Below are 20,129 nucleotides of genomic sequence, written 5' to 3'. Positions count from 1 at the left end.
ACCTCCAGGAGGTCGGCCTCGATCGCTTGGTGTGTGCGAGCATGCCCAGATGGGCGAGGTGGACCTGGACGATCTGGCGGACGCGACGAAGACGGCGATCGTCGTTCCAGTACCCGAAGTCGAGGCGGTCGTAGGGCCTTACCGGCGCGTCTTGGACCACACGGCGTCCTGGCCGGTTCCGGCGCACGTCACCGTTCTCCACCCCTTCGCCGCTCCGGCGAGAATCACCGACGGCATGCTCGAGGACGTGCGGACATGCCTGGCGGAGGTCGCCGCCTTCACCTGCACGTTCTCTGAGGTCTCGTGGTTCGGGCAGGACGTCGTGTGGCTGGCTCCCGAACCGGATGCGCCCTTCCGTCGGCTCACCGACGTCGTGTGGCGTCAGTTCCCCGAGTTCCCGCCCTACCGAGGTACACATCCCGAGCCGACGCCGCACCTGACTGTCGGGAGCACACGCCTGGCGGATCTCGCCGGTATGCAGCGGGCAGCCGGTGACTTGAGGGCGAAGCTGCCGATCGATGCCCGCATCGACCGTGTCCGTCTGATCGCCGGTACTGAGGCGCCAGGCTCGTGGCGGACCGTGGCCGAATTCGCGTTGCCGTCCACAGCGGCCACGAACGCCGTACGCGAGGGATGTCAGACCCCTCTGCCACGATCGGCGCATGGGATTCTTTGACGATCTGGTGTTGGCGGAGGAACCGGCCGCGGAGCGGGACGCGTTGGTCTGGCTGTGTCCGCCGGGGGGTGATGCCGGGCGTCACGCGCCGCCCGTCGACTGGTTCGCACCGGTGCTGCACCCGCAGTTGGAGGTGGTCGGTGCCGCGGCGCACGCCCGGGTGGTCGTGACGGGATGGTCTCTGTGGCCGCAGGCGGCGACCCTGCATCTGTCGGTCTTCCGCAAGGCCCGCTGGTCGACCGAGGACGCAAGGCGGCAGTCGGGGCTCAGGGTCGGCCTGTCGTTCTGCGACGGCCGCCGAGTGACCTCCCTGGACGCCCCGGTGCACCGAGCCGTGGAGTGGACGAGACCAGACGGGCAGCAGACCACGGCAGTCACGGAGCAGGCCGTCGGCCTGATTCCCCTGGACGCCGGTCTGCACCAGTCCCGCCGCTCCCTCTTCAAGACCGACGTCGACCTGTACCTGGCGGAACTTCCCCCGCTGGGCGAGGCGCAGTTGGTCGTCGAGTGGCCGGACGAGGGCATCGACGAGACACGCACCTCGATCGACACCGCTGCGCTGCATGCCGCGTCGGCGCGCGTGCTCGAGGTCTGGCCGGGCCTCGAACCGCCGGAGCCGAGCCAGCAGCCGGGTTCTTTCGCGACCTTCGAAGTGGGTGGAACGCCCGGGTTGCTGGCTCGGCCTCTGACAGGGCACCAGCGCACGATGCTGCGTCGTCAAGAGGAGGAACAGCGGCGCTATCTGCCGCGGGCCGACTGGGAACAGGTGGCCTACGGGGACTGGGGGGACGCGGCCGTGATCCGGGCCCGGCTCCAAGGCGGTGCACCGCCCGACGCCCGTGTCGGATGGCTGGGGTCGACCCCGCTGCACCAGGCGGCGGAGCTCGGAGCGGCGGAAGCAGTCGCCGCGCTCCTGTCCCATGGCGCGGAGGCCGACCCAACCGACGACGACGAACACACACCACTCTGGTACGCCGCCTGCACCGTGGACGAGGACACCGTCCGGGCACTGATCGCCGCGGGGGCCGATGTATGGACACCCCAGACGGGACCCTGGTCGCCGGGTCGACTGCTGCTGACCACGTCGCTCGCGCCACTTGTCGCGGGACTTCCCGGGGCAGTTGAGCTCCCCGCCGAAGAAGCCGCCGCCTTCCGGGAGGCGGATGCGCTCATCGCGGCATGCGGCGAGCGAGAGCTGTGGACCGAGGGGCTCGGCCTCTGTTTCGTGCGGGGGCTGAGCGAGGAAGAGGTGATACGCCGCCTGGGCGCTGACCCCGCACAGTGCCCGATCGTGGACCTTGAGCACACTCCCTTCGACCTGGCGGACTACGACGAAACCCTCCGCTACGTGGGGGTAGGCAGCGTGCCCGGGGCACCAGGCGGCTGCGTGATCACACAGGAGGGATACATGCCGAGCGACGACTCCGTGCTGCGGGCGATATCGGCAGGCACTGCCGCGTACGGCATGTACTTCAACCCCAAGGGCGGCACCTTCGGGACTCTGGCCGAAGACGGCGAGGTCACTGCGCACGAGGAAATCGGCCTGCGGCCGGACGAGTCGGATCCGTCCGCCTACTGGCACTTCCGCTTCTGGCAGCGAAAGCACCCCTTCCCGCACGACGCCAACACCTTCGCCTACGCCGCCGCGGCAGCCGGTCTGCACATCAGGGACGCCCAGGAGTCGCTCGACCTTCGCAGGCCGCGCCGCTGGGTGGAACTGCCGCCCCAGCTTCGGCGCTGAGAGGTCCAGTGCGCGGCCGCGCGTGATCAGCCGATGGGCGCAGGCAGGAGAACCACCCGGCTCGCCGTCGCGGCAGCCGTGACCCTCGTCGGTCTCGGCCTGGGCCGGGACTCCGCCCACGCCGAGAAGGAGGACGAACTGCTCGCCGGCGCCACCACACCGGAGGCCGCCCCCGCCGCCCGCGTACCGTGACCCACCAAGCCAGCCCCTGACGTCCTCCCGACCCCGAAAGGCGGCCCACCGTGCGCATCGCACTGAGCCAGCTCACCACCGGATCCGACCCGGCCAAGAACCTCGCCCTCATCGAGGACTGGACCGCACGCGCGGCGGACTCCGGCGCGGACATCGTCGTGTTCCCCGAGGCGTCGATGGCCTGCTTCGGCACCCCTCTGGCGTCACTCGCCGAACCCCTGGACGGCCCCTGGGCCACCGCGGTGCGCGCCATCGCCGAGGCGGCGGGCATCATGGTCGTGGCGGGCATGTTCACCCCGGCTCCCGGCGGCCGGGTGACCAACACCCTGCTGGCCACGGGGCGCGGCGTCGACGCGACGTACGACAAGATTCATCTCTACGACGCGTTCGGCTACGCCGAGTCCGACACCGTGGCCGCCGGTTCGCGGGTCGTCACCGTCGACGTGGACGGCGTACGACTGGGCCTGGCCACGTGCTACGACGTGCGCTTCCCGGAGCTGTTCCGGGCCCACGCCGACGCGGGTGCCACCGCGACCCTTCTGCCGGCGTCCTGGGGCGCGGGCCCCGGCAAGGTCGACCAGTGGGAGCTGCTCGTGCGGGCCCGCGCCCTGGACGCCACGCTGTGGATCGCGGCCGTCGACCAGGCCGACCCGGCCGCCGGGGGAGTGGCGGCGGCAGGCACTGCGCCCACGGGCGTGGGGCACAGTATGCTCGTCGGCCCCGACGGGACCGTACGCCGCCGACTGGGGGCCGAGCCCGAACTGACAGTGGTCGAGATGGATGCCGACGAGGTCGCGGCGGTCCGCAAGAACATTCCGGTACTGGCCAACCGCAGGCTGGGGGAACAGCGCTGAGCGCCAGGGCCACAGGCCTGCCTATCCGGCCAGCAGTACTTTCAGCGTCGACTCCAGGTGGCTGTCGATCGCGGCGCAGGCTGCCTCCGTGTCGCCGGCCGCGATCGCGTCCACGATCGCCCGGTGCTCGTCGAGCACGGCTTCCTGGCGGCCCTGCTGGTTGCGGAGGGCCACGACACCGGCCCGCACCTGGCGGCTGCGCAGCCCCTCGTAATGCCGGTCCAGGAGCGTGTTGCCCACGGCCGACACGAGCGACGAGTGGAAGAGGTGGTCCACGTCGATGAACTCCTTGGCCTGGTCGGGGCCGCTCAGCGCGCGCTGCCGCTCCAGGCAAGCGCCCAACTCCCGCACCGGAGCCCGTCCCGAGCCGATGACGTGCTGCGCCGCGTACCGCTCGACGATCCCGCGGAGCTGCATCAGCTCGGTGATCTCACGCCCCGACAGCGGCGCCACCCGCGCACCGCGCTTGGGCACGAGATCGACCAGATCCTCGGCGGCCAGCAGGAGAAGGGCCTCGCGGATCGGGGTGCGCGAGACGCCGATGCGATCGGCGATGTCCTGCTCGGAGAGGAACTCGCCCTGCATCGCAGGGTCCGTCAGAACCGTCTCCTTGAGGTACGCGTACGCCTTCTCCCGACCCGATGCCACCACTACCCCCAGAGATCGCATACACCTTGTATACGGAAGTTACCACGAGGCCCCGCTCCCATGCCTCGCCCGGGCCGGAGGAACGCCACGCCGCGAAACGGCCACAACTGGGCCCTTCGGCGTGATTCAGTCCGCCAAAGCTGGGAACGCCGCACGAGAGGGCCCCGAGTGCCCTCCGGGCGCCGTCCCGAACAGGGGCCCCGCACCCCTGGGCGCCCGTCGAGGGAGTGCGTCCCGCTGGGGGAGAGGGGAGCTCGCCCGCGCGGGGCGCACGCAGCCCTCATCCCGGAGCTTCGCCCGTCGACGTGCTCGGGTTGTAGTCGGCGAAGTAGTGCTGGGGGTCGTCGATCTGCCTCAGCAGGCGGGCCATCGGCTCGGCCAGCGTGTCGCCGTCCAGGGACAACAACGCCTTGAGAGTCACCCCCTCGAGGTCGACCAAGTCGGACTTGATGGCGCTCATCGGCTCTGTCATGGCTGCCCGGACTCCCTTCCTGTCCTGTGCGCGGACGTCGGCCGGCTTGCGCCTGCCGAGGGTGCCGACGGCGTAAACCGGGTTCAACACGGTGGCCGGGTCAAGCCCAGCGCGTGCCTCGTCGCCAGCCGGTCATGGGCACCGTGTCCGCCCCTTCGGTCCGCCGGCCGAGACTGCTGGCAGTGGCCAGGGTGTCGGGATGGTTCTTCCCCAGCACGCGTTGCTGCACGCCGATGATCTCCTCGAACTCCCGGCGCGCCCACGCCGGTTCCCCTTGCTCACGCCGAACGCAGGCCAGGGCGTACCGGGTGTTCAAGGTGGCTCGGTGCTCGTCGCCGATGAGGCGCCGCTGAGCGGCGAACACATCCTCCAGCTCGGCCCGCGCCACGCCCAGTTCGCCCAGGTCGTACATGATGTGCGCGAGGTTGTAGCGAGTGGTCAGTGTGGAGCGGTGGTCATCCCCCAGCGTCTGCCGGCGGACGTCGAGAATGGCCTCGAACTCACTTCTGGCCACGTGAGCGTCGCCCAGGTCGTACAGCACGCGGGCGAGCACATGACGGGTGTTCAAGGTGTACCGGTTCTCGGGACCGAGCACCCGCTCCTCGGCGGCCAGCACCTCCTGCAGCTCCGAGCGCGCGATGTCCAGCTCACCGCAGTCGTGCAGCAGCCGCCCCAACTCGTGCCGTGTGGCCAGAGTGGAAGGATCGTCCTCGCCCATCAACGCGCGCTTGTCGGCCAGGACCGCTTCGAACTCCGAGCGTGCCTCGTCCAGTCTGCCCTGGCTGTGCAGCAAGTGGGCCAGGTGATGCCGGGTGTGCAGTGAGTCGGGGTGCCTGTCGCCCAGTGCGCTCCGAAAAACGGCGAGGATGTGGATGCTCTCCTCGTGGGCCGGCTCGTACAACGTGCGGGCGCTGAGATAGCGGACCGCGAGCTGCGCACACCGCAGCGCGTCCTCGACGACCTCGGACGGCGGGTTCGCGGAGGCGATTCGGCGCGACAGGTGCAGCGCGTGCGGGAGCAGGACCTGCCACGTGGGCCAGTGTGCGACGTCCTCGGGTACTCCGGTGGTGTCGTCGAGCGCCGCGCGGTGCATCAGCGCGACGGCGGTGGGGAGATCGGCGCGTGCACGGCTCGTGTCGCGGATCAACGGATGGAGCCGGGCCAGTGGAGGACCGGAACCGGGCTCCGGCGCCGCGAGCAGTCGGATGAGCCCGACTCCCGACAGCGCCTGCAGCAGCTCCCACAAGCCGGGGCCGTCGAGGCCGGGAAACGCTCCCGTCGCAGCCAGGGACGGGGGATGCAGGAGCAACGTATAGGGCAGGGGTGCGTCGGCGAACGTGGCCAGCAGGTCCAGCAGGGGCTGGGCCAGCGGCTGCCCCCGCCTTCTCAGCAGGTCCAGGGAGAAGTGCCAGGTCTGAGCGATGGCCTGCTCGGCGTTGACCAGGCCCAACCCGCCCTCCAGCGCGTCGCGGTACGCCGTGAACGTGGTGAACGTCTGCGCGTCGCGAAAGGCCGCCGGGATCTCCGTGGTGCGGGAGAGGTACGAGCCGGCCAGGGTCAGGGCCAGCGGAAGACCACCGAGACGGTGCGCCAGATTCTCCGCCTCCGCGGCGCCGCCCGCTCGGCCCCCGGTGTGATCGAGCAGTACGTGAGCGCCGTCGGCGTCGCTCAAGGTGTCCAAGGGGTGGAGAGCGGCGGTGGGGCCCCATGTGGCGCGCGTGCCGTCGCGAGTGGTGACCACGACATGGCCGTGCGGTGCGGTGTGCCGCCGGATCCAGCCGGTGCCAGCGGACAGGCGCCCGGCGCCGTTCAGCTCGGCGGGGTCGTCGGCGTTGTCCACCACAAGGAGCCACGGCTGGTCCAGAGTCGGCAGACACTGCCACAGCGCGTCGGCGGCTATGCCCGAACTCAGGTCGACGTCGGTGGCGCCCGCCTGCCGTGCGACCGCGCGCAGCCCGGCTTCCAGCGAAGCCGTCTGCCGGGCGTCCACCCACCAGACCCGCACCGCTCTATCCACCGCGGAGCGGGCCAGTTCCAGCGCCAGCGAGGTCTTTCCGCAACCGCCCATCCCGTGTACGACGTGCAGAGAACCGTCCGACTCCGTGTCGAGGAGCCCCGTCAGCTCCCGCAGAGCGGCGTCACGGCCCCGTAGCGGCAGAGCCGGATCCAGCAGACCCAGCGGCGGTGCCAAGGTGAGCACGGCCGACTCGGGCTCTCTGCCCTGCAGCAGCGTGCCGATGGCCACGCCACCGTGGCTGGACCGTACGGTCAATGACCGGTTGGCGGCCGCATCTTCCCGTGCGGCCTCGGTCGGGTCCGTGTCGTGCCGGGTACGTTCAGGAGCATTACGTACCCGGCCGTGGAGGGGTGGCGCCCAAGGTCACCGACCCACTGATGGTGGCTGCACCGGCGGCGAAGGAGCCCTGGTCGGCGTGGATGTCGACGTGCTCGCCGACCACGGCACCGGTGGTCACAGCCTTCCGGGCGTCGCTGCCCTGCCCGGCAACCCGCTGCACCATCTGGACCAACTCACGCAGTTGCTCGGCGCCTTCGGCGCGCTCGGGTTCGTCCATGGTCTCCAGCAGGTCCTCGAACCGTGTACGCCACACGGTGTCCATCCGGGTGCGAACCTCCGCCCCCTGGGACTCCGGCGCGTTCTCCAGTTCGGTCGCGGCACGGTCCAGCCGTTCCATGGCCGTCTCCGCGGCGCGCTGATCGCCTCGCCCGAAGAGCGCGGCGACCCGTCCCCGCAGTCCCGCCCAAGCGTCGGTCCCCGCCGCTGTCGCAACTGCTGAACCACCGGCCGCAGCCAGCACAGTCAACGATTCCGTCAACACCCTGGGTGCCCCCTCCCGCGTCCCACTCAGTGCATAGCACTCGATCCCTTCTGTCCAGACTGCGTGGGGCCTCCGCCGCACTCCTCGACCGTCTATGCGGCCGACCGGTAGCGAAGCTTTTCGAACGGCCAGTCGGACGCCAGCCAGGCCGCCACGGCCCGGTGCAGCGGGCCGTCCAGCTCGGCGCGGTCCGCGCACACCCAAGAGCGGACCTCCGTCACGCCCGCGTCCGCGTGCGACGGGTAGATGTAGACGCAGCCGATCACCCGGCCGGCGTCGTCGAGAACCGTGTACGTGAAGCCGGTGCGGGCCTCGAAGTCGTTCGCATGGCTCTCCAGGTCGCGCAGGTTGTCGGCCAGGCTCATTCCCGCGGGAGGCGGCCAACTCCGTTCCAGGAAACCGGGGGTGGCACGGATGTGCTCGATGCTCGACATCCAGGCGGCATGGTCGGCGTCGTTGTGCTGCGGCCCGAGAGGCTCCAGGCGGAAGCCGTCGGCCGCAAGGCGTGTGGGAGCGACGAAGTCATGGGGGACAAAGGGGTTCTCAGACATTCCCAGAGACTACTGAGGGCGTCAGCGGCGCGACCGGCTCACGGTGACCGGGTCTCGTAGGGGCCCCCTCTGAAGTACATGCTGCCGCGCGCTCGGGGACGGTCGCCCCGCTCATGCGCGGCATCGGACCGGTCGGCGGGCGCCGACCGGTCGGCCAGCGCCCGCAGGGTCCGCAGACCGGCCAGGACGTCGGCGCGCTGGCCCGACCCCTTCATCCAGGCGGGAAGCCGCGCGAACATGGCCATCGTCGGCCGGTACCGGCCACGCTCGCGCAACCCGGCACCGATATGGGCGGCCAGCTCGTCGACGTGCTCTTCGTTGTAGGCCCACAGGATCCGGCCCGCGCAGCGGGTCTGCAGCCAGAGCGGCTGCCGGAAGAACGGGTCCTCGCTGCCGCCAGGCGCCACACCGGCCAGCCCGACGCCCCGCACCTCTGGCTCCCAGTCGGCCACGGTCCCGCACCCGCCGCAGGCCACACGGCGTGGCTGGAACATCAGCTCGCTGACGTACCGGGGTACGGCGAGCCCAGGCCGGGGCAGCACGACCGCACGGCCGCCGCACGACCGGCAGACCACCAGCACGCGGTCGCTGAACCGGGCCAGCCAGCCCCGGCGTCGTGATGGCGGACGGGCCCGGTCTCCGGCGAGGAATCCATGGTCACAGCCTTCCAGGTGCGCCCGCCGGTGAGAAGGCGACGAGGAATGGACCGTCCTAGGGTGGGCACACCGGTCCAGGACCGTCCCACCCCACGTAGCGCAGGGAGCCGTCATGGCAGTACGTCACCGGCTGATCAGAAGGCCGCCCGCAGAGGTGTGGGCCGTGCTGGCCGACGGGGCCCGGTACGGCGACTGGGTGGTGGGCCCGGACTCGTCGCGTGAGGCCGGGAGCGACTGGCCGGAGCTGGGTTCCTCGATCGAGTACGCCGTCCGTCTGGGCCCGTGGACCGGCACGGGCAGAACTACCGTCCGCGACATCGATCCGCCACGCCGGATCGAGCTGGAGGCGGACAGCGGAAGGCTGGGCACCGCCCGCATCGCCATCGAGGTACGGCCCTGGGGCCGCGAGACGCTGGTCATCGTCGACGAGCACCCCCTGCGCGGCCCCGGCGCCGCCCTGCACAACGCCGCACTCGACGCGCTCCTCCAGCTACGTCACCGCAGCATGCTCGCCCGGCTCGCCGACACCGTCGAGAACTCCCCCTCCGAACCGGCACGGCGCTAGGAGCCCCCTGCGGCGCCGAGGGTCATCTCCCGAACTGACTCTCTGCATAAGCGGCTTGGGCGACGAGGTCTGTCAGGTACGGCAGGCCGGGGCAGTCACCCGGGAGCAACGCCTGTCGCCGTGACAGGGCCAGCCTGCGTCGTTCCCGGTCGACTTCCGTGACGGCCACGGAGATCTCGTCGCCGACCCGGACGGCATCCTCCGGGTGCTCCACGGGTGTCCGTGCGAGTTCGTGGAGGTGGACGAGACCCTCGATGCCGTCGGCGACGCGGACGAAGGCGCCGAGCGGGATCAGCTTGGTGACCAGCCCTTCCAGGCGCCGGCCCACCGGGGTGCGGTCGGCGAATTCCTGGAAGGGGTTGGGCTGCAGCGCGCACAAGGACAGCCTGGCCTCCAGGTTCCACGTGTCGAACTGGAGGAACTCGCCCTCGACGCGCTGCCCGATCGTGACGACGTCCGACACCGCTTCGATCCGGCGCCAGGACAGTTCGGGGATCCTGATGAAGCCGACCCCGGGGAAGACGGGGTGCGGGGGCCCTTGTCCAGCGCGACGAACACCCCGAACGGTTCGGCGGCCGTGACCGTACCGGCCAGGATCTCGCCGGGGTGCAGAGACTCCAGGAACGCCCAGAGATCCGGGTTCTCGGTCTGGCCCATCCTGCGCGCGGTCATGCCGGAGTGGACGGGCTCAGGTGGAGACGGGGACAGCCTGCGGGTCGACTTCACAGTGAGCGACCGAGTTGGCAAGGCCCTCACCACTGATCTCGATCCGGGTGGTCGCCTTGCCCTCCCCGGGCACCTTCACCTTCTCGCTCTCCTCGATGACGGTGATGCCGTTCGCGTCCTCGAAGGTGACCGACACCCAGAAGCGCGCTGCCTTCCGGTTGCCGTTCGTGACCTTGACCGTCGCGTATGGGGCCGTCTTGGTCGCGCAGCTCACCAACTTGGCCTGTGCGCTCTCCAGTTGCTCGCCGCCGGGGGAGCTGGAGGGGGTGGAGCGGTGGGTCGGCCGTCGGTTGTAGGAGCCGCCGCTGGTGCTGCTGTCGCCGCTGCTGCCGTACGTATCGTCATCGTCGTCGTAACCGGAGCCGGAGGTCATCGACCCGGAGGATCCCGAAGAACCGGATGACCCGGACGAACCGGAGCTGCTGGACGACGAACTGTCGTGGTTCTGGCTCGAACTGCTGCAGCCGCCTCCGCCGCCACCGCTGCTGTGGCGACTGCCACCGCCGTGGCCCCGGCCCGTCGTGAAGCCGGTCAGCGCGAGCGCCGACAGCGTCAGTACGGCTGTGATCTTGATTGTGCTCCCCCGATTGCTCATTCGATCATCCTACCCACGGCTGCTCACGGGCAGGCTCAGTTCGCCGGAGCAGGTCAACTCCCCATGCCCCACGGGAGGTTCGAGCGCACTCCGGGGTGCGGGTAATCCGCTCCCAGACCGCAAATAGCGCCGTACCGGCAGATACTCCTCGCCCCCCGGCTGGGCGGTCGTCTGCCCGCCGCGTTGCGTACGCGGTCGGTGCATGCCGCCGGTGGCGGCCCTCGGCGCGCCGGACGGCACGGAGGTGGCGTGACCTGCTTCCCGTGACCGGGCCGGGATCGATCGCTCATCCACCGCCGGTCGGTTCTCGGCGGCTCCTCCAGTGGCGGGGTGAAGGAAGCGTGCATAGAACGGGAGACACGATCACGCGCGGGACGAGGACGTCCCGCTGAAATGGAGAAGCGAAAATGGCCGCTGAGTCATTCTCTGCCGCTGGGGACACGTCCGGGACCGGCGACCCTCTGGTGTCGACGTCGGTTCACTGGGGCACCGCGCAGCTCGGCGCCCCGCCTGCCCACCAGCCCGCCCCGTGGCCGCAGGCCGTCGACCACGACACTGAGGACGTGCAGCCGGAACGGGCCGCGCACGCCGCCGCCGACGGCCCCCCGCAAGAGGCGTCCGAAACCGACGAGGGGCCTTCGGCGCAGGCAGCGGCCGGCCCTGACGAGGACGCCGTGGAAGAGCTCATACGCGTCGCGGTGGTGTCCAGGCCGCTGGACGACGTCGTCGACCTCGTCACTCTCCTGGAGCAGTCACCTGACGGCGTGACAACTGCCGCCTCTGTACTCCGCCTGGCCGCCGTGGCCCGCTCCGTCGACGACGTCACCCGGCTGGTGGAACTGCTCGGCCCGCCGAAACACCCGGCCGAGCACATGGACGAGGCCATTCGGCACGCCGTCGAGGAGCGGCCCGTGCCGGAAGTCAGCCGTCTCGTCCATCTCCTCTCCCGCCCTCCGCACGATCCGCACAGCAGCGCCGAGGCGGTGCACGCCGCGGGTACGGCCAGGTCCGTCGAGGATCTGATGCAGTTGATCGGCAGCCTCAGGGAACACAGGGACGCCGACCACTCCGAAGTCGGCCCCGGTGCCTTGGCCTCGGCCGCGCCGCTCGCGTCGACCGCCGAAGCGGCCCACCCGTCGCCCGCCCCGGCTGCCGAGGCCACGAAGGACTCGCGGAAAGCGGGGTCCGCGGAGGCGCAGGGCAGGACGTCCCTGGTGTGGCTGCGTCGTGTGGCAGGCGTACTGCTGCTGCTCTGTGCGGCGGCTCATTTCCCGCTGAAATGGTCGGAGGCTTCCGCCCTCGGTCTGTCCGCCGCGCTCTGCGTCTCGGTCATCTGCGCCCTGGCGGGCGTGGCGCTCTGTCTGAGCGGGTCGCCGGTGGTGGCCGTGGCGAGCACTGTGATCGCGGGCGGGCTGACCGTCGCCCACCTCGTGGACGATCGGTTCAACTCCACCACGCTCGCCTACGTGCTGCGGCCCGACGGGGTGTCGGCGCCGCTCCCGACCCTGTCGGCGGTGGCCGCCACGCTGGCCTCGCTGCTGGTCGTGGCACTCACGGTCGCCGGTCTGAGGGCAGCGGCCAACCGGAACGCCACCGCGCGTCTGTAGGCGCACACGAGTCGGGCACGAGGCGTGCACGAGGTGCTCGCGCGCCCCGGTGAAAGCCGGGGCGCGCGAGCACCTCTGTGTCTGTCAGGTCTGTCAGCCGTCGGAGCCATTGACCGCGTTGAGCCACGTCCCGATGGTCGGCAGGGCCTCGGGTCCGCTGTTCTCCTCCACGGAGCCGACCAGGTCGGCGATGGAGACCGCCTGGAGGGACGCTCGCCAGGCGGCATCGGCCGCGCTCATCGCACGGGCGATGGGGCACGGCTTGGTGCAGTCCTCGGGCGGTGTGCCGAAGGGGCCTCGCTGGCGGATCTCGGTGCAGGTGAAGGCCGGGCTCGCGCCGTCGACGGCCTGCACCACGTCCAGGACCGTGATGTCACCGGCCGCCCTGGTCAGGACGTACCCACCCGTCTTGCCCTGAATGGATTTCACCAGGTCGGCCCGTGAGAGGGCCTGCATCTGCTTGGCCAGATAGCTGGGCGAGACGTCGTGCAGCTGCGCCAGTCGCGCGGCCGGGACCGGCTCGGTTGCCGCGGTCAGCACCACACAGCAGTGCAGTGCCCATTCCACGCCGCCGGACAGTTTCATGCACCCTCCCAGTTGACTCGGACACAGAGTATCCGAGTATTATCTCGGACATTGGGTATCCGAGTTTGTGCCGGCAGGGGCGCTCGGCTCACAGAAGGGCACGATCATGAACATCACGGTCATCGGCGGTACCGGACTGATCGGTTCACAGCTCGTCTCCCGGCTGCGCGAGGCAGGACACGAGGTGGTCGCCTCATCCCTGTCCACCGGAGTCGACCTGCTCACCGGCGCGGGCCTCGGCGAGGCGCTCAAGGGTGCGGACACGGTCGTCAACGTGACGAACTCGCCCACGTTCGACGAAGCCTCCCTGGACTTCTTCCGCACCTCCGTGGGGCACCTGCTGGCAGCGGGGGAGCGTGCGGGCGTCCGCCATCAGGTCATCCTCTCCATCGTCGGCGTCGACCAGGTGCCGCAGCTGGACTACTACCGCGCGAAGGCGCTCCAGGAGGACCTGCTGCGGCAGGGGCCCACTCCGTACTCGATCGTGCGCGCCACGCAGTTCTTCGAGTTCATGGACGCGGTCATGACCTGGACCGCCGACGACCGGACCGTCCGGCTGCCCGCCACGCCCATCCAGCCCGTCGCGACCGCCGAGGTGGTCCAGACACTCGCCGACGTCGCCACCGCCGAGCCCCTCAACGGCACCCTCGACGTCGCGGGCCCCGATGTCTTCCCGCTCGACGAGCTCGGCCGCCTGACGCTGTCGGCCCGCAAGGACCCCCGCACCATCGTCACCGACGACACGGCGGGCATGTTCGCAGCCGTCGAAGGTGACGTACTGATCGCGGGCCCCGGCGCCCGCGTGGCCCCCACCCACTACGAGGACTGGCTCGCCGCCAACCGGTAGGCAGCTGACAGCTGGATCGGGCGGTCACCGAGGCGAGGCTTCGGTGGCCGCCTCCAGACGTGCGCCGGGTCAGGTCGGGCCATGAGCCCCATCGGCGCAGCAGCACCAGGTCGGCGGCCGCGTTGGTTACGCCTCTCCCGTGGCGTTCACCGCCGCCTTCCCCCGCGCCTTCGCCGCACCCCGTCACGCTTCACCGCGAGCCGCCAGGGCAAGACCGCCTGACCTGCACATTCGTCGAGAAAGCACCCGGCGGCGGTGGTCACCGGCGTCGAGCCCGGTCGACTACCCCTGGGATGCCGATTCCACGCTCCACGTTCCGGCCAAAGTCCGTCCAGGCTGTGAGCCCACCCATAGGAGCCACGTCACATGCTAACGGCGGTAGTAGACCCCTGGGGGCTGCCGCCGGAGGGCCGTGGGTCACTTGCGAGGCATCCGACCAGGGCGTCCTGCGTAGCGGGGTAGTACGTCACATCATTGCGCCCAGCTCCGGCCACCGCTAACCCTTGCTGAAGTTCCGGGGCAACCGGATCGCATCGGGTGAAACCGCCCGCTTCGACCGAGCCCCTCAACACACTTCGCATTGGAGAGTTACCCCCGCATGGCCATTACTCAGACGCAGACCAAGCCCGGCCGCACCATCCGACTGCGCAAGATCTCCGTCGCCGGTATCGCCACCGCAGGTGCCGCTGCCGCCGCCCTCACGCTGGTCCCCTCGCAGGCCCACGCCGCCGAGCCGACCGCCGCGAGCAAGCAGGTCACCAAGGCCGCCGCGGCCGACAAGGACTACGGCAACAACCTCGACGGGTGGATCCGCGAGTCCCTGGACATCATGAAGTCCAAGGGCATCCCCGGTTCCTACGAGGGCCTGCACCGCAACATCATGCGTGAGTCCGCCGGTAACCCGAACGCCCAGAACGGCTGGGACGTGAACGCGCAGAACGGCACGCCGTCCAAGGGCCTGCTCCAGGTCATCCAGCCCACCTTCGAGGCGTACCACGTCGCGGGCACCCCCAATAACCTGACCGACCCGGTCGCCAACATCACCGCGGCCGCCAACTACGCCGCCGACAAGTACGGCTCGATCGACAACGTCGACTCCGCCTACTGAGCCACCGGTCGTCCACCCCACTGAGCCACCAGCCACCGGTCGAAGAGAAGGGCAGCGCATGCCGCACGAGAGCAGCAACGAGCAGCAGGCGCACATGGCCGAAGGCCCCGCAGTGCCCGGCTACGGGCCCCCGCGGGTACGGCGCTCCCGGCGCAAGCCGAAGAAGAAGGCCCTGCGGTACGTCGCGTGGGGCGCGCTGGGAGCGGTCCTGATCGGCGGAGGAGGTGCCGCCTACGCCTGGCAGCACCTCAACGGCAACATCCAGGGCACGGACATGAACGCCGCCCTCGGAAAGGACCGGCCCGGCGAGCAGAAGGACGGCTCGATGAACATCCTCCTGCTCGGGTCGGACTCCCGGGCGGGAACGCACGGCCACTACGGCAGCGGCATCAGCGGAGCCCGCGCCGACACGGCGATGGTCCTGCACGTCGACAAGACCCACAAGAAGGCTTCGGTCGTCAGCATCCCGCGCGACACGATGGTCGAGCGGCCCCAGTGCGCGAAGCCGCACGGCGGTGAGGCGGCCGGCGCGCAGCAGGCCATGTTCAACTCGTCGTACCAGGTGGGCGGACCGGCGTGCACGGCGAAGACGGTCGAGAAGATGTCGGGCGTCCGCATGGACCACTATCTCGAGGTCGACTTCAAGGGATTCCAGAAGCTCATCGACGAGCTCGGCGGTGTGGACATCACCACCCGCAAGGCGATCCACGACCCCAACAGCGGTCTTGCCCTGAGCGCGGGCAAGCACACGCTCAAGGGCAAGCAGGCACTGCAGCTCGTCCGCACCCGGCACGGCGTGGGCGACGGAAGTGACCTGGGCCGCATCCAGCTCCAGCAGGCGTTCATCAAGGCGCTGATCCACCGTGCCGACACCGTCGATCCGCTGGGCAGCCCCGCCAAGTCCTACGACCTGGCGGACACCGCGACCAAGACCATCAGCGCCGACTCCGAGCTGGCGTCCGCGGACAAGCTCCTCGGTCTGGCCAAGGAGCTGAAGGGCATCAGCCCCGACCGCACCAACATGGTCACCATGCCGGTCACCTACGACGCCCAGGACGCGGGACGGGTCTTGCCGCTGGAGAAGGCCTCGCACCGGGTGTGGAGCGCGCTGCGGCACGACCGGCCCATCCCGAAGTCCGCGACGCAGGACTCGGTGGGCGACCGGACGGACTCGCCGGTCTCCGCGGGCACCTGACCCGCCCGAGCTCCTCGCCGCACGCCGGGCCGGCCCGGGTCACCGCACCCCGTCACGCCCCGTGCGGCTGAGGGCTCCCGGCCACCACGCCGCCGGCCCGATGTCGCGTACCAGGGCCGGCACCAGGAGCGACCGTACGACCAGGGTGTCCAGCAGGACGCCGAAGGCGACGATGAACGCGATCTGGACGAGGAAGGCCAGCGGGATGATGCCGAGTGCCGCGAAGGTGGCCGCGAGTACGACCCCGGCCGATGTGATGACGCCGCCGGTAGCGGTCAGACCGCGCAGCACTCCTTCGCGCGCCCCGTGGCGCAGTGATTCCTCGCGGACCCGGGACATCAGGAAGATGTTGTAGTCCACGCCCAGAGCCACCAGAAAGACGAATCCGTAGAGCGGTACGGAGGAGTCGGTGCCGCTGAATCCCAGGACGTGCTGGAAGACGAGGGCCGACACACCCAGCGTGGCAAGGAAGTTGAGTGCCACCGTCGCCACCAGCAGGACGGGCATGAGCAGCGAGCGCAGCAGTCCGATCAGGATGACGAGGATGATCGCGAGGACCACCGGGACGATGAGCAGGCGGTCGTCCTCGGCGGTCCGCTGGGTGTCGTACTGCTGCGCGGTGTAGCCCCCTACGAGTCCGTCGGCACCGTTCACCGCGTGGACGGCAGCACGCAGCCGCGCCACCGTGTCCTTCGCCGCGTCGCTGTCGGCGGCGTCCTCCAAGGTCGCATCGATGCGTATGCGGCCGTCGACGACGAGCACGTCTGCGGCGGCGTCCTGCTTCTCGGCCCCCTGCTCCGCAGCTTCCTGCTTTCCCGTGCCCGGCCGACCGGACGCGGTTACGGCGGCGGCCGATGACACCCCTTCGGTGCGTTCGGCCGCCGCCTTGACCTGCTCGACCCTGTCCGCATCCGCGATCACGACGGCCGGGTTGCCCGAGCCGCCGGGGAAGTGCTTGCCGAGCGTCTTCTGCGCGGCCACCGAGGGCGCGTCGTTGACGAAGATCTCGTCCAGGGGCACTCCCTTGGACTGCAGCGCGGGGGCGAAGGCGGCGCAGACGAGCAGACCGACGAGGGTGCAGGCCCACACCTTGCGCGGCGCCCGGTCGACGAGCGAGGCGATCCGCGTCCACACACCCTGGCCCGCGGACTTCTCCGAGGCCGACTTGGGCTTGGCGGGCCAGTACGCCACGCGTCCGAGCAGGACCAGGACCGCGGGCAGGAAGGTCAGCGTGCTGAGCACGGCGCAGGCGATGCCGATGGCTCCGACGGGCCCGAGCGCGCGGTTGTTGGTGAGATCGCTCAGCAGCAGGGCGAGCAGTCCGAGAGCGACGGTCGCCCCGCTCGCGACGATGGGGCCGAGCGAGCGCCTGAGCGCCGAGCGCATGGCGGCGATCTTGTCGCGGCTGACGGCCAGTTCCTCGCGGAAGCGCGCGGTCAGCAGCAGCGCGTAGTCGGTCGCGGCGCCGATGACCAGGATGGAGAGGATGCCCTGGACCTGCCCGTCGACCCGGACGACATCGTGGTCGGCGAGCACGTAGACGATCCCGCAGGCGAGCCCCAGGGCGAAGACGGCCCCGAGGATGATCACCAGCGGGAGCAGCAGGCTGCGGTAGACGAGCAGCAGGATGACCAGGACGGTGATCAGGGCGACCCCGAGCAGGAGGCCGTCGATGCCCCCGAAGGCGTCGGACAGGTCGGCCTGGCTGGCCGCGGGCCCGGCCACCCGGACCTCCGTCCCGGACACCTGGTCCGCCGCCTTCCTGACCTGCTCCAGGGTGGCTTCGAGATCCTCGCCGAGGTCGGACCGCAGGGGCACGACCCCTTGCAGTGCCCGGCCGTCCTCGGACAGGACGGCCGGGGACGCCGGCCCGGCGATGCCTGCGGCGTCCTTCAGGGAGGCGAGCGCCCGGGTGGCGCCGGCCTGCTGAGCCTTGTCGATTCCGCCGCCCCGAGCGGCTCCGTCCGCGGTCCAGACGACGATCGCGGGGAGGGTCTCCGCCTGGTGGAACTTCCGCTGGGCGTGGATGACTTGAGTGGCTTCGGCGTTCTGCGGCAGGAACGCGGACTGGTCGTTGGTGGAGACCTCCCCGAGCTTTCCGGCGTACGGCCCGAGCGTCCCGCCGATGCCGAGCCAGGCGACGAGCAGGACGACGGGCACCAGCCGGCGTGCCAGACGCGTACCTGTGGACATGGGTCTCCTTGCGCATATGATGCTTCAACGAAAAAGAATCTCAATGATTGAAACATCTCGTCCGGCAGGGATGCCAGGCGGGTACACCACAGGGGCCGGACCACCCTGCCGCGGGCGCACGACGGCCCGGTGCGGCATGTCCGGCGGAGCGCTCAGCGCTGACGGCCGCGCAGCTCGGAGAGTTCCTCGTTCATCGCGCCCAAGAAGCGCACCACTACGGCGAGTTCGTCCTCGCTGAACCGCACACGAGCGTTCTCCGTCGCCTCGGCCAGCGGCCGGAAGAAGGTGCGTGCCGCCGCCTTGGCCCCCGGAGCGTAGTGCAGGTGGACCACCCGGCGGTCCGCGCTGTCCCGCGACCGGCGGATGTGTCCGGCCCGTTCGAGACGGTCCAGGCACGCGGTGACGGCGCCCGATGTCAGCCCCAGATGGTCGCGCAGCCGCCCCGGAGTGAGCGGTTCACTCGCGTCCAGGATCGCCGCGAGAGCCTGCACGTCCGTCGCGTGCAGATCGTGGCCGGCGGCGAAACCATGGATGACCCGGTTGAGCTCGCCGTTCATGCGCCGCAGCTGCACCGCGAACGACTGCAGATCCGTCGGCATCTGATCCGATGCCGAACCGCCGCCTGACGCTGAACCCTCTGTACTGACCACAGGTGCAGCCTATAGATCCAGGCGCGGAGTCCGTGCTGCGCCCTGTCGGTCGACCCCCTGACGGGAGTAGCGTGGTGGCATAGTCCGTGGAACGACTGCTCGCCGTCAGCGCGGCAGCGGCGTTTCGGCGACCAATCGGGGCCGGAGTGCGGCCCCTACCGTCAACGGCTGTACCTGCGGGAGCCTGTGCCCGCCATCTGGCACCGCGAGGCGCGCCGCTTCCTTTGACGGCGACTTTCGCCTTGGAGCTCCGCCGCTTCTCGACGGTGCACGGCTTTCGGGACTTTCATGCACGGCTACTTCGCCGACGATCTGCTGCTCATCGTGCCGTCAACCCCCGCCGCCGAGGGTCTGTGTCTCTTCGGCGAGGTCCTGGGCGAACACAAGGGCGCTCTGGCCATGGCCCTGACCACCCAGTGCCGCGGCACGCAAGAGATCACCATCGACCTGACCGGCGTTCACTACCTCGCCAACAGCGCCCTGGAGATCCTCGTCGCCCTCGCCAAGAACCTCCAGCCACCCCAGCGCCTGCTCATCCGCGCCGCCTCCGAACTGGCGCTGCGCGAAAGGCTCACCGCACGTGGTTGGGACGGCATCGAAACACTGCGCCTCACCGAAGGGCAGGCACACGGCCGTTCCGAATGATGTCCGAGCCGGCCGACGGCGCGGGCCACCCGGGCTCGCACTCTCACCGAGCCGCGGTGATCCTGATCTCGGCCACCGTGCCGTCGCCCCGTAGGGACAGGGACGCCGGGCCTTCGTGACGTACGCAGTCGAGACGGCCGAGCACGGTCTCCCGCCCGCCCGGCCCGCCGACGGTGACTCCCTCGGTGGTCGCCATGACGAGCAGGGTCTCGCCCGCGGTGCACGTCATCTCCGCACCCTGTGCGGCGGCGATGGTGACGATCCGCACCTGCCCGGTCGAGCGGCCCCTGCGGGTCATCACATTCATGTCGCGCACCCCTCCGGCCTCAAGCCGGCAGTCCGTCACCGCGTCGCCGGAGAAGGCGAAGGGGCTCAGCGGCTCCACCCGTTGCGGGGTCCCGTCCACGGTCAACACCATGCCTACGCCCTCGACCAGGGTGATCACGCGGTCGATCCCGGGGAAGGAGGAGAAGGGTCCTCCCGCGTCCACGTCCGCGATGCTCACCCGCCAGTCGTAGCCGTCCGCGGGCCCCGCCGAGGCCGGAGGCGCTTGTACGGTGCCCGACGCGACCTCCCGCGTCATGCCGCCGCCGTTCTTCCACGGCATGCTGAGGTATGCGCTCCAGCGCAGAACATCGTCACCCATCCGACGCCGCCTCCTTCCTCTACTGAATCCGGGGGCAGCCTACGCGCCGACCAGCCGCGGGGTTCGCCCTGCTGGGATGTGACGTGCTCTTGATCGGTAGGGTTCGAGGACGTGTGCAGGCCGGTGATCCTGGAGGTGCC

General features: G+C 70.3%; 22 protein-coding genes. 10 read left to right on the top strand and 12 right to left on the bottom strand.

Features of this window, described 5'->3' with window-relative positions; translation table 11 throughout:
• The first annotated feature begins 49 nt into the window (after positions 1-49).
• Genes OG302_RS03200 through OG302_RS03185 form a run of 4 tightly spaced genes read left to right on the top strand, consistent with a single transcriptional unit; the run spans position 50 to position 3,463 of the window.
• The gene (locus OG302_RS03200; protein WP_371525255.1) at positions 50-676 is read left to right on the top strand and encodes a 2'-5' RNA ligase family protein; all 627 of its coding nucleotides are present in this window, start codon (positions 50-52) and stop codon (positions 674-676) included.
• Positions 663-2,417, top strand: a complete 1,755-nt coding sequence (locus OG302_RS03195) for an ankyrin repeat domain-containing protein (RefSeq protein WP_371525254.1) — start codon at positions 663-665, stop codon at positions 2,415-2,417. Before OG302_RS03200 ends, OG302_RS03195 begins: the two co-directional genes overlap by 14 nt.
• 33 nt (positions 2,418-2,450) lie before the next feature.
• Positions 2,451-2,609 (top strand): hypothetical protein, encoded by a 159-nt coding sequence (locus OG302_RS03190; protein ID WP_371525253.1) that lies wholly within the window; start codon positions 2,451-2,453, stop codon positions 2,607-2,609.
• 50 nt (positions 2,610-2,659) lie between these two features.
• Complete coding sequence (locus OG302_RS03185) at positions 2,660-3,463, top strand: carbon-nitrogen hydrolase family protein (RefSeq protein ID WP_371525252.1); 804 nt, start codon at positions 2,660-2,662, stop codon at positions 3,461-3,463.
• A gap of 21 nt (positions 3,464-3,484) precedes the next feature.
• On the opposite strand, the gene OG302_RS03180 is transcribed toward OG302_RS03185, so the two are convergent.
• The 6 genes from OG302_RS03180 to OG302_RS03155 form a co-directional block, all read right to left on the bottom strand.
• A complete protein-coding gene (locus OG302_RS03180; protein ID WP_371525251.1) occupies positions 3,485-4,132 on the bottom strand; it encodes a GntR family transcriptional regulator in 648 nt (215 codons plus the stop codon).
• A gap of 259 nt (positions 4,133-4,391) precedes the next feature.
• Positions 4,392-4,583, bottom strand: coding sequence for a hypothetical protein (locus tag OG302_RS03175; RefSeq protein ID WP_371525250.1), 192 nt, complete (start codon positions 4,581-4,583; stop codon positions 4,392-4,394).
• Between the two features lie 100 nt (positions 4,584-4,683).
• Positions 4,684-6,828 carry a tetratricopeptide repeat protein gene (locus tag OG302_RS03170; RefSeq protein ID WP_371525249.1) on the bottom strand — a complete coding sequence of 715 codons (2,145 nt, stop codon included), beginning with the start codon at positions 6,826-6,828 and terminating at the stop codon, positions 4,684-4,686.
• Positions 6,829-6,928: 100 nt separating this feature from the next.
• Positions 6,929-7,276 (bottom strand): hypothetical protein, encoded by a 348-nt coding sequence (locus OG302_RS03165; RefSeq protein ID WP_371525248.1) that lies wholly within the window; start codon positions 7,274-7,276, stop codon positions 6,929-6,931.
• 236 nt (positions 7,277-7,512) lie between these two features.
• Positions 7,513-7,971, bottom strand: coding sequence for a GNAT family N-acetyltransferase (locus OG302_RS03160; RefSeq protein WP_371525247.1), 459 nt, complete (start codon positions 7,969-7,971; stop codon positions 7,513-7,515).
• A 38-nt stretch (positions 7,972-8,009) separates the two neighbouring features.
• Positions 8,010-8,513: a hypothetical protein gene (locus tag OG302_RS03155; protein ID WP_371525246.1), complete on the bottom strand. Its 504-nt coding sequence runs from the start codon at positions 8,511-8,513 to the stop codon at positions 8,010-8,012.
• Between the two features lie 226 nt (positions 8,514-8,739).
• Between OG302_RS03155 and OG302_RS03150 the strand changes: the two genes are divergently transcribed.
• Entirely contained in the window at positions 8,740-9,192 is a 453-nt protein-coding gene (locus OG302_RS03150) for an SRPBCC family protein (protein ID WP_371525245.1), read from the top strand.
• Between the two features lie 22 nt (positions 9,193-9,214).
• Here OG302_RS03150 and OG302_RS03145 read toward each other — a convergent pair whose 3' ends face one another.
• Both OG302_RS03145 and OG302_RS03140 read right to left on the bottom strand, forming a co-directional pair.
• Entirely contained in the window at positions 9,215-9,655 is a 441-nt protein-coding gene (locus OG302_RS03145) for a S1 RNA-binding domain-containing protein (protein ID WP_371525244.1), read from the bottom strand.
• A gap of 225 nt (positions 9,656-9,880) precedes the next feature.
• Complete coding sequence (locus OG302_RS03140; RefSeq protein WP_371525243.1) at positions 9,881-10,513, bottom strand: hypothetical protein; 633 nt, start codon at positions 10,511-10,513, stop codon at positions 9,881-9,883.
• Positions 10,514-10,920: 407 nt separating this feature from the next.
• Here OG302_RS03140 and OG302_RS03135 point away from each other — a divergent pair, with 407 nt between their 5' ends.
• The gene (locus tag OG302_RS03135; protein ID WP_371525242.1) at positions 10,921-12,120 is read left to right on the top strand and encodes a hypothetical protein; all 1,200 of its coding nucleotides are present in this window, start codon (positions 10,921-10,923) and stop codon (positions 12,118-12,120) included.
• A gap of 93 nt (positions 12,121-12,213) precedes the next feature.
• Here OG302_RS03135 and OG302_RS03130 read toward each other — a convergent pair whose 3' ends face one another.
• The gene (locus OG302_RS03130) at positions 12,214-12,705 is read right to left on the bottom strand and encodes an Rrf2 family transcriptional regulator (RefSeq protein ID WP_371525241.1); all 492 of its coding nucleotides are present in this window, start codon (positions 12,703-12,705) and stop codon (positions 12,214-12,216) included.
• Between the two features lie 106 nt (positions 12,706-12,811).
• Here OG302_RS03130 and OG302_RS03125 point away from each other — a divergent pair, with 106 nt between their 5' ends.
• The 3 genes from OG302_RS03125 to OG302_RS03115 all read left to right on the top strand — a co-directional run bounded on the left by OG302_RS03125 (position 12,812) and on the right by OG302_RS03115 (position 15,855).
• The gene (locus tag OG302_RS03125; RefSeq protein ID WP_371525240.1) at positions 12,812-13,552 is read left to right on the top strand and encodes an SDR family oxidoreductase; all 741 of its coding nucleotides are present in this window, start codon (positions 12,812-12,814) and stop codon (positions 13,550-13,552) included.
• 598 nt (positions 13,553-14,150) lie between these two features.
• Positions 14,151-14,660 carry a transglycosylase SLT domain-containing protein gene (locus tag OG302_RS03120; protein ID WP_371525239.1) on the top strand — a complete coding sequence of 170 codons (510 nt, stop codon included), beginning with the start codon at positions 14,151-14,153 and terminating at the stop codon, positions 14,658-14,660.
• Positions 14,661-14,718: 58 nt separating this feature from the next.
• Positions 14,719-15,855 (top strand): LCP family protein, encoded by a 1,137-nt coding sequence (locus OG302_RS03115; RefSeq protein WP_371525238.1) that lies wholly within the window; start codon positions 14,719-14,721, stop codon positions 15,853-15,855.
• A gap of 39 nt (positions 15,856-15,894) precedes the next feature.
• Here the strand turns inward: OG302_RS03115 and OG302_RS03110 are convergent, their stop codons facing one another.
• Complete coding sequence (locus OG302_RS03110) at positions 15,895-18,048, bottom strand: MMPL family transporter (RefSeq protein ID WP_371525237.1); 2,154 nt, start codon at positions 18,046-18,048, stop codon at positions 15,895-15,897.
• Between the two features lie 152 nt (positions 18,049-18,200).
• Entirely contained in the window at positions 18,201-18,647 is a 447-nt protein-coding gene (locus OG302_RS03105) for a MarR family winged helix-turn-helix transcriptional regulator (RefSeq protein ID WP_371525236.1), read from the bottom strand.
• A 339-nt stretch (positions 18,648-18,986) separates the two neighbouring features.
• Between OG302_RS03105 and OG302_RS03100 the strand changes: the two genes are divergently transcribed.
• Positions 18,987-19,343, top strand: coding sequence for an STAS domain-containing protein (locus OG302_RS03100; RefSeq protein ID WP_371525235.1), 357 nt, complete (start codon positions 18,987-18,989; stop codon positions 19,341-19,343).
• Between the two features lie 43 nt (positions 19,344-19,386).
• On the opposite strand, the gene OG302_RS03095 is transcribed toward OG302_RS03100, so the two are convergent.
• Positions 19,387-19,989: a HutD family protein gene (locus OG302_RS03095; RefSeq protein WP_371525234.1), complete on the bottom strand. Its 603-nt coding sequence runs from the start codon at positions 19,987-19,989 to the stop codon at positions 19,387-19,389.
• Between the last annotated feature and the right edge of the window lie 140 nt (positions 19,990-20,129).

The organism is Streptomyces sp. NBC_01283 (genome assembly GCF_041435335.1).
Classification (GTDB): domain Bacteria; phylum Actinomycetota; class Actinomycetes; order Streptomycetales; family Streptomycetaceae; genus Streptomyces.
Note: the sequence above shows the minus strand (reverse complement) of the source record. Positions and strands in the feature narration are given on the sequence as shown.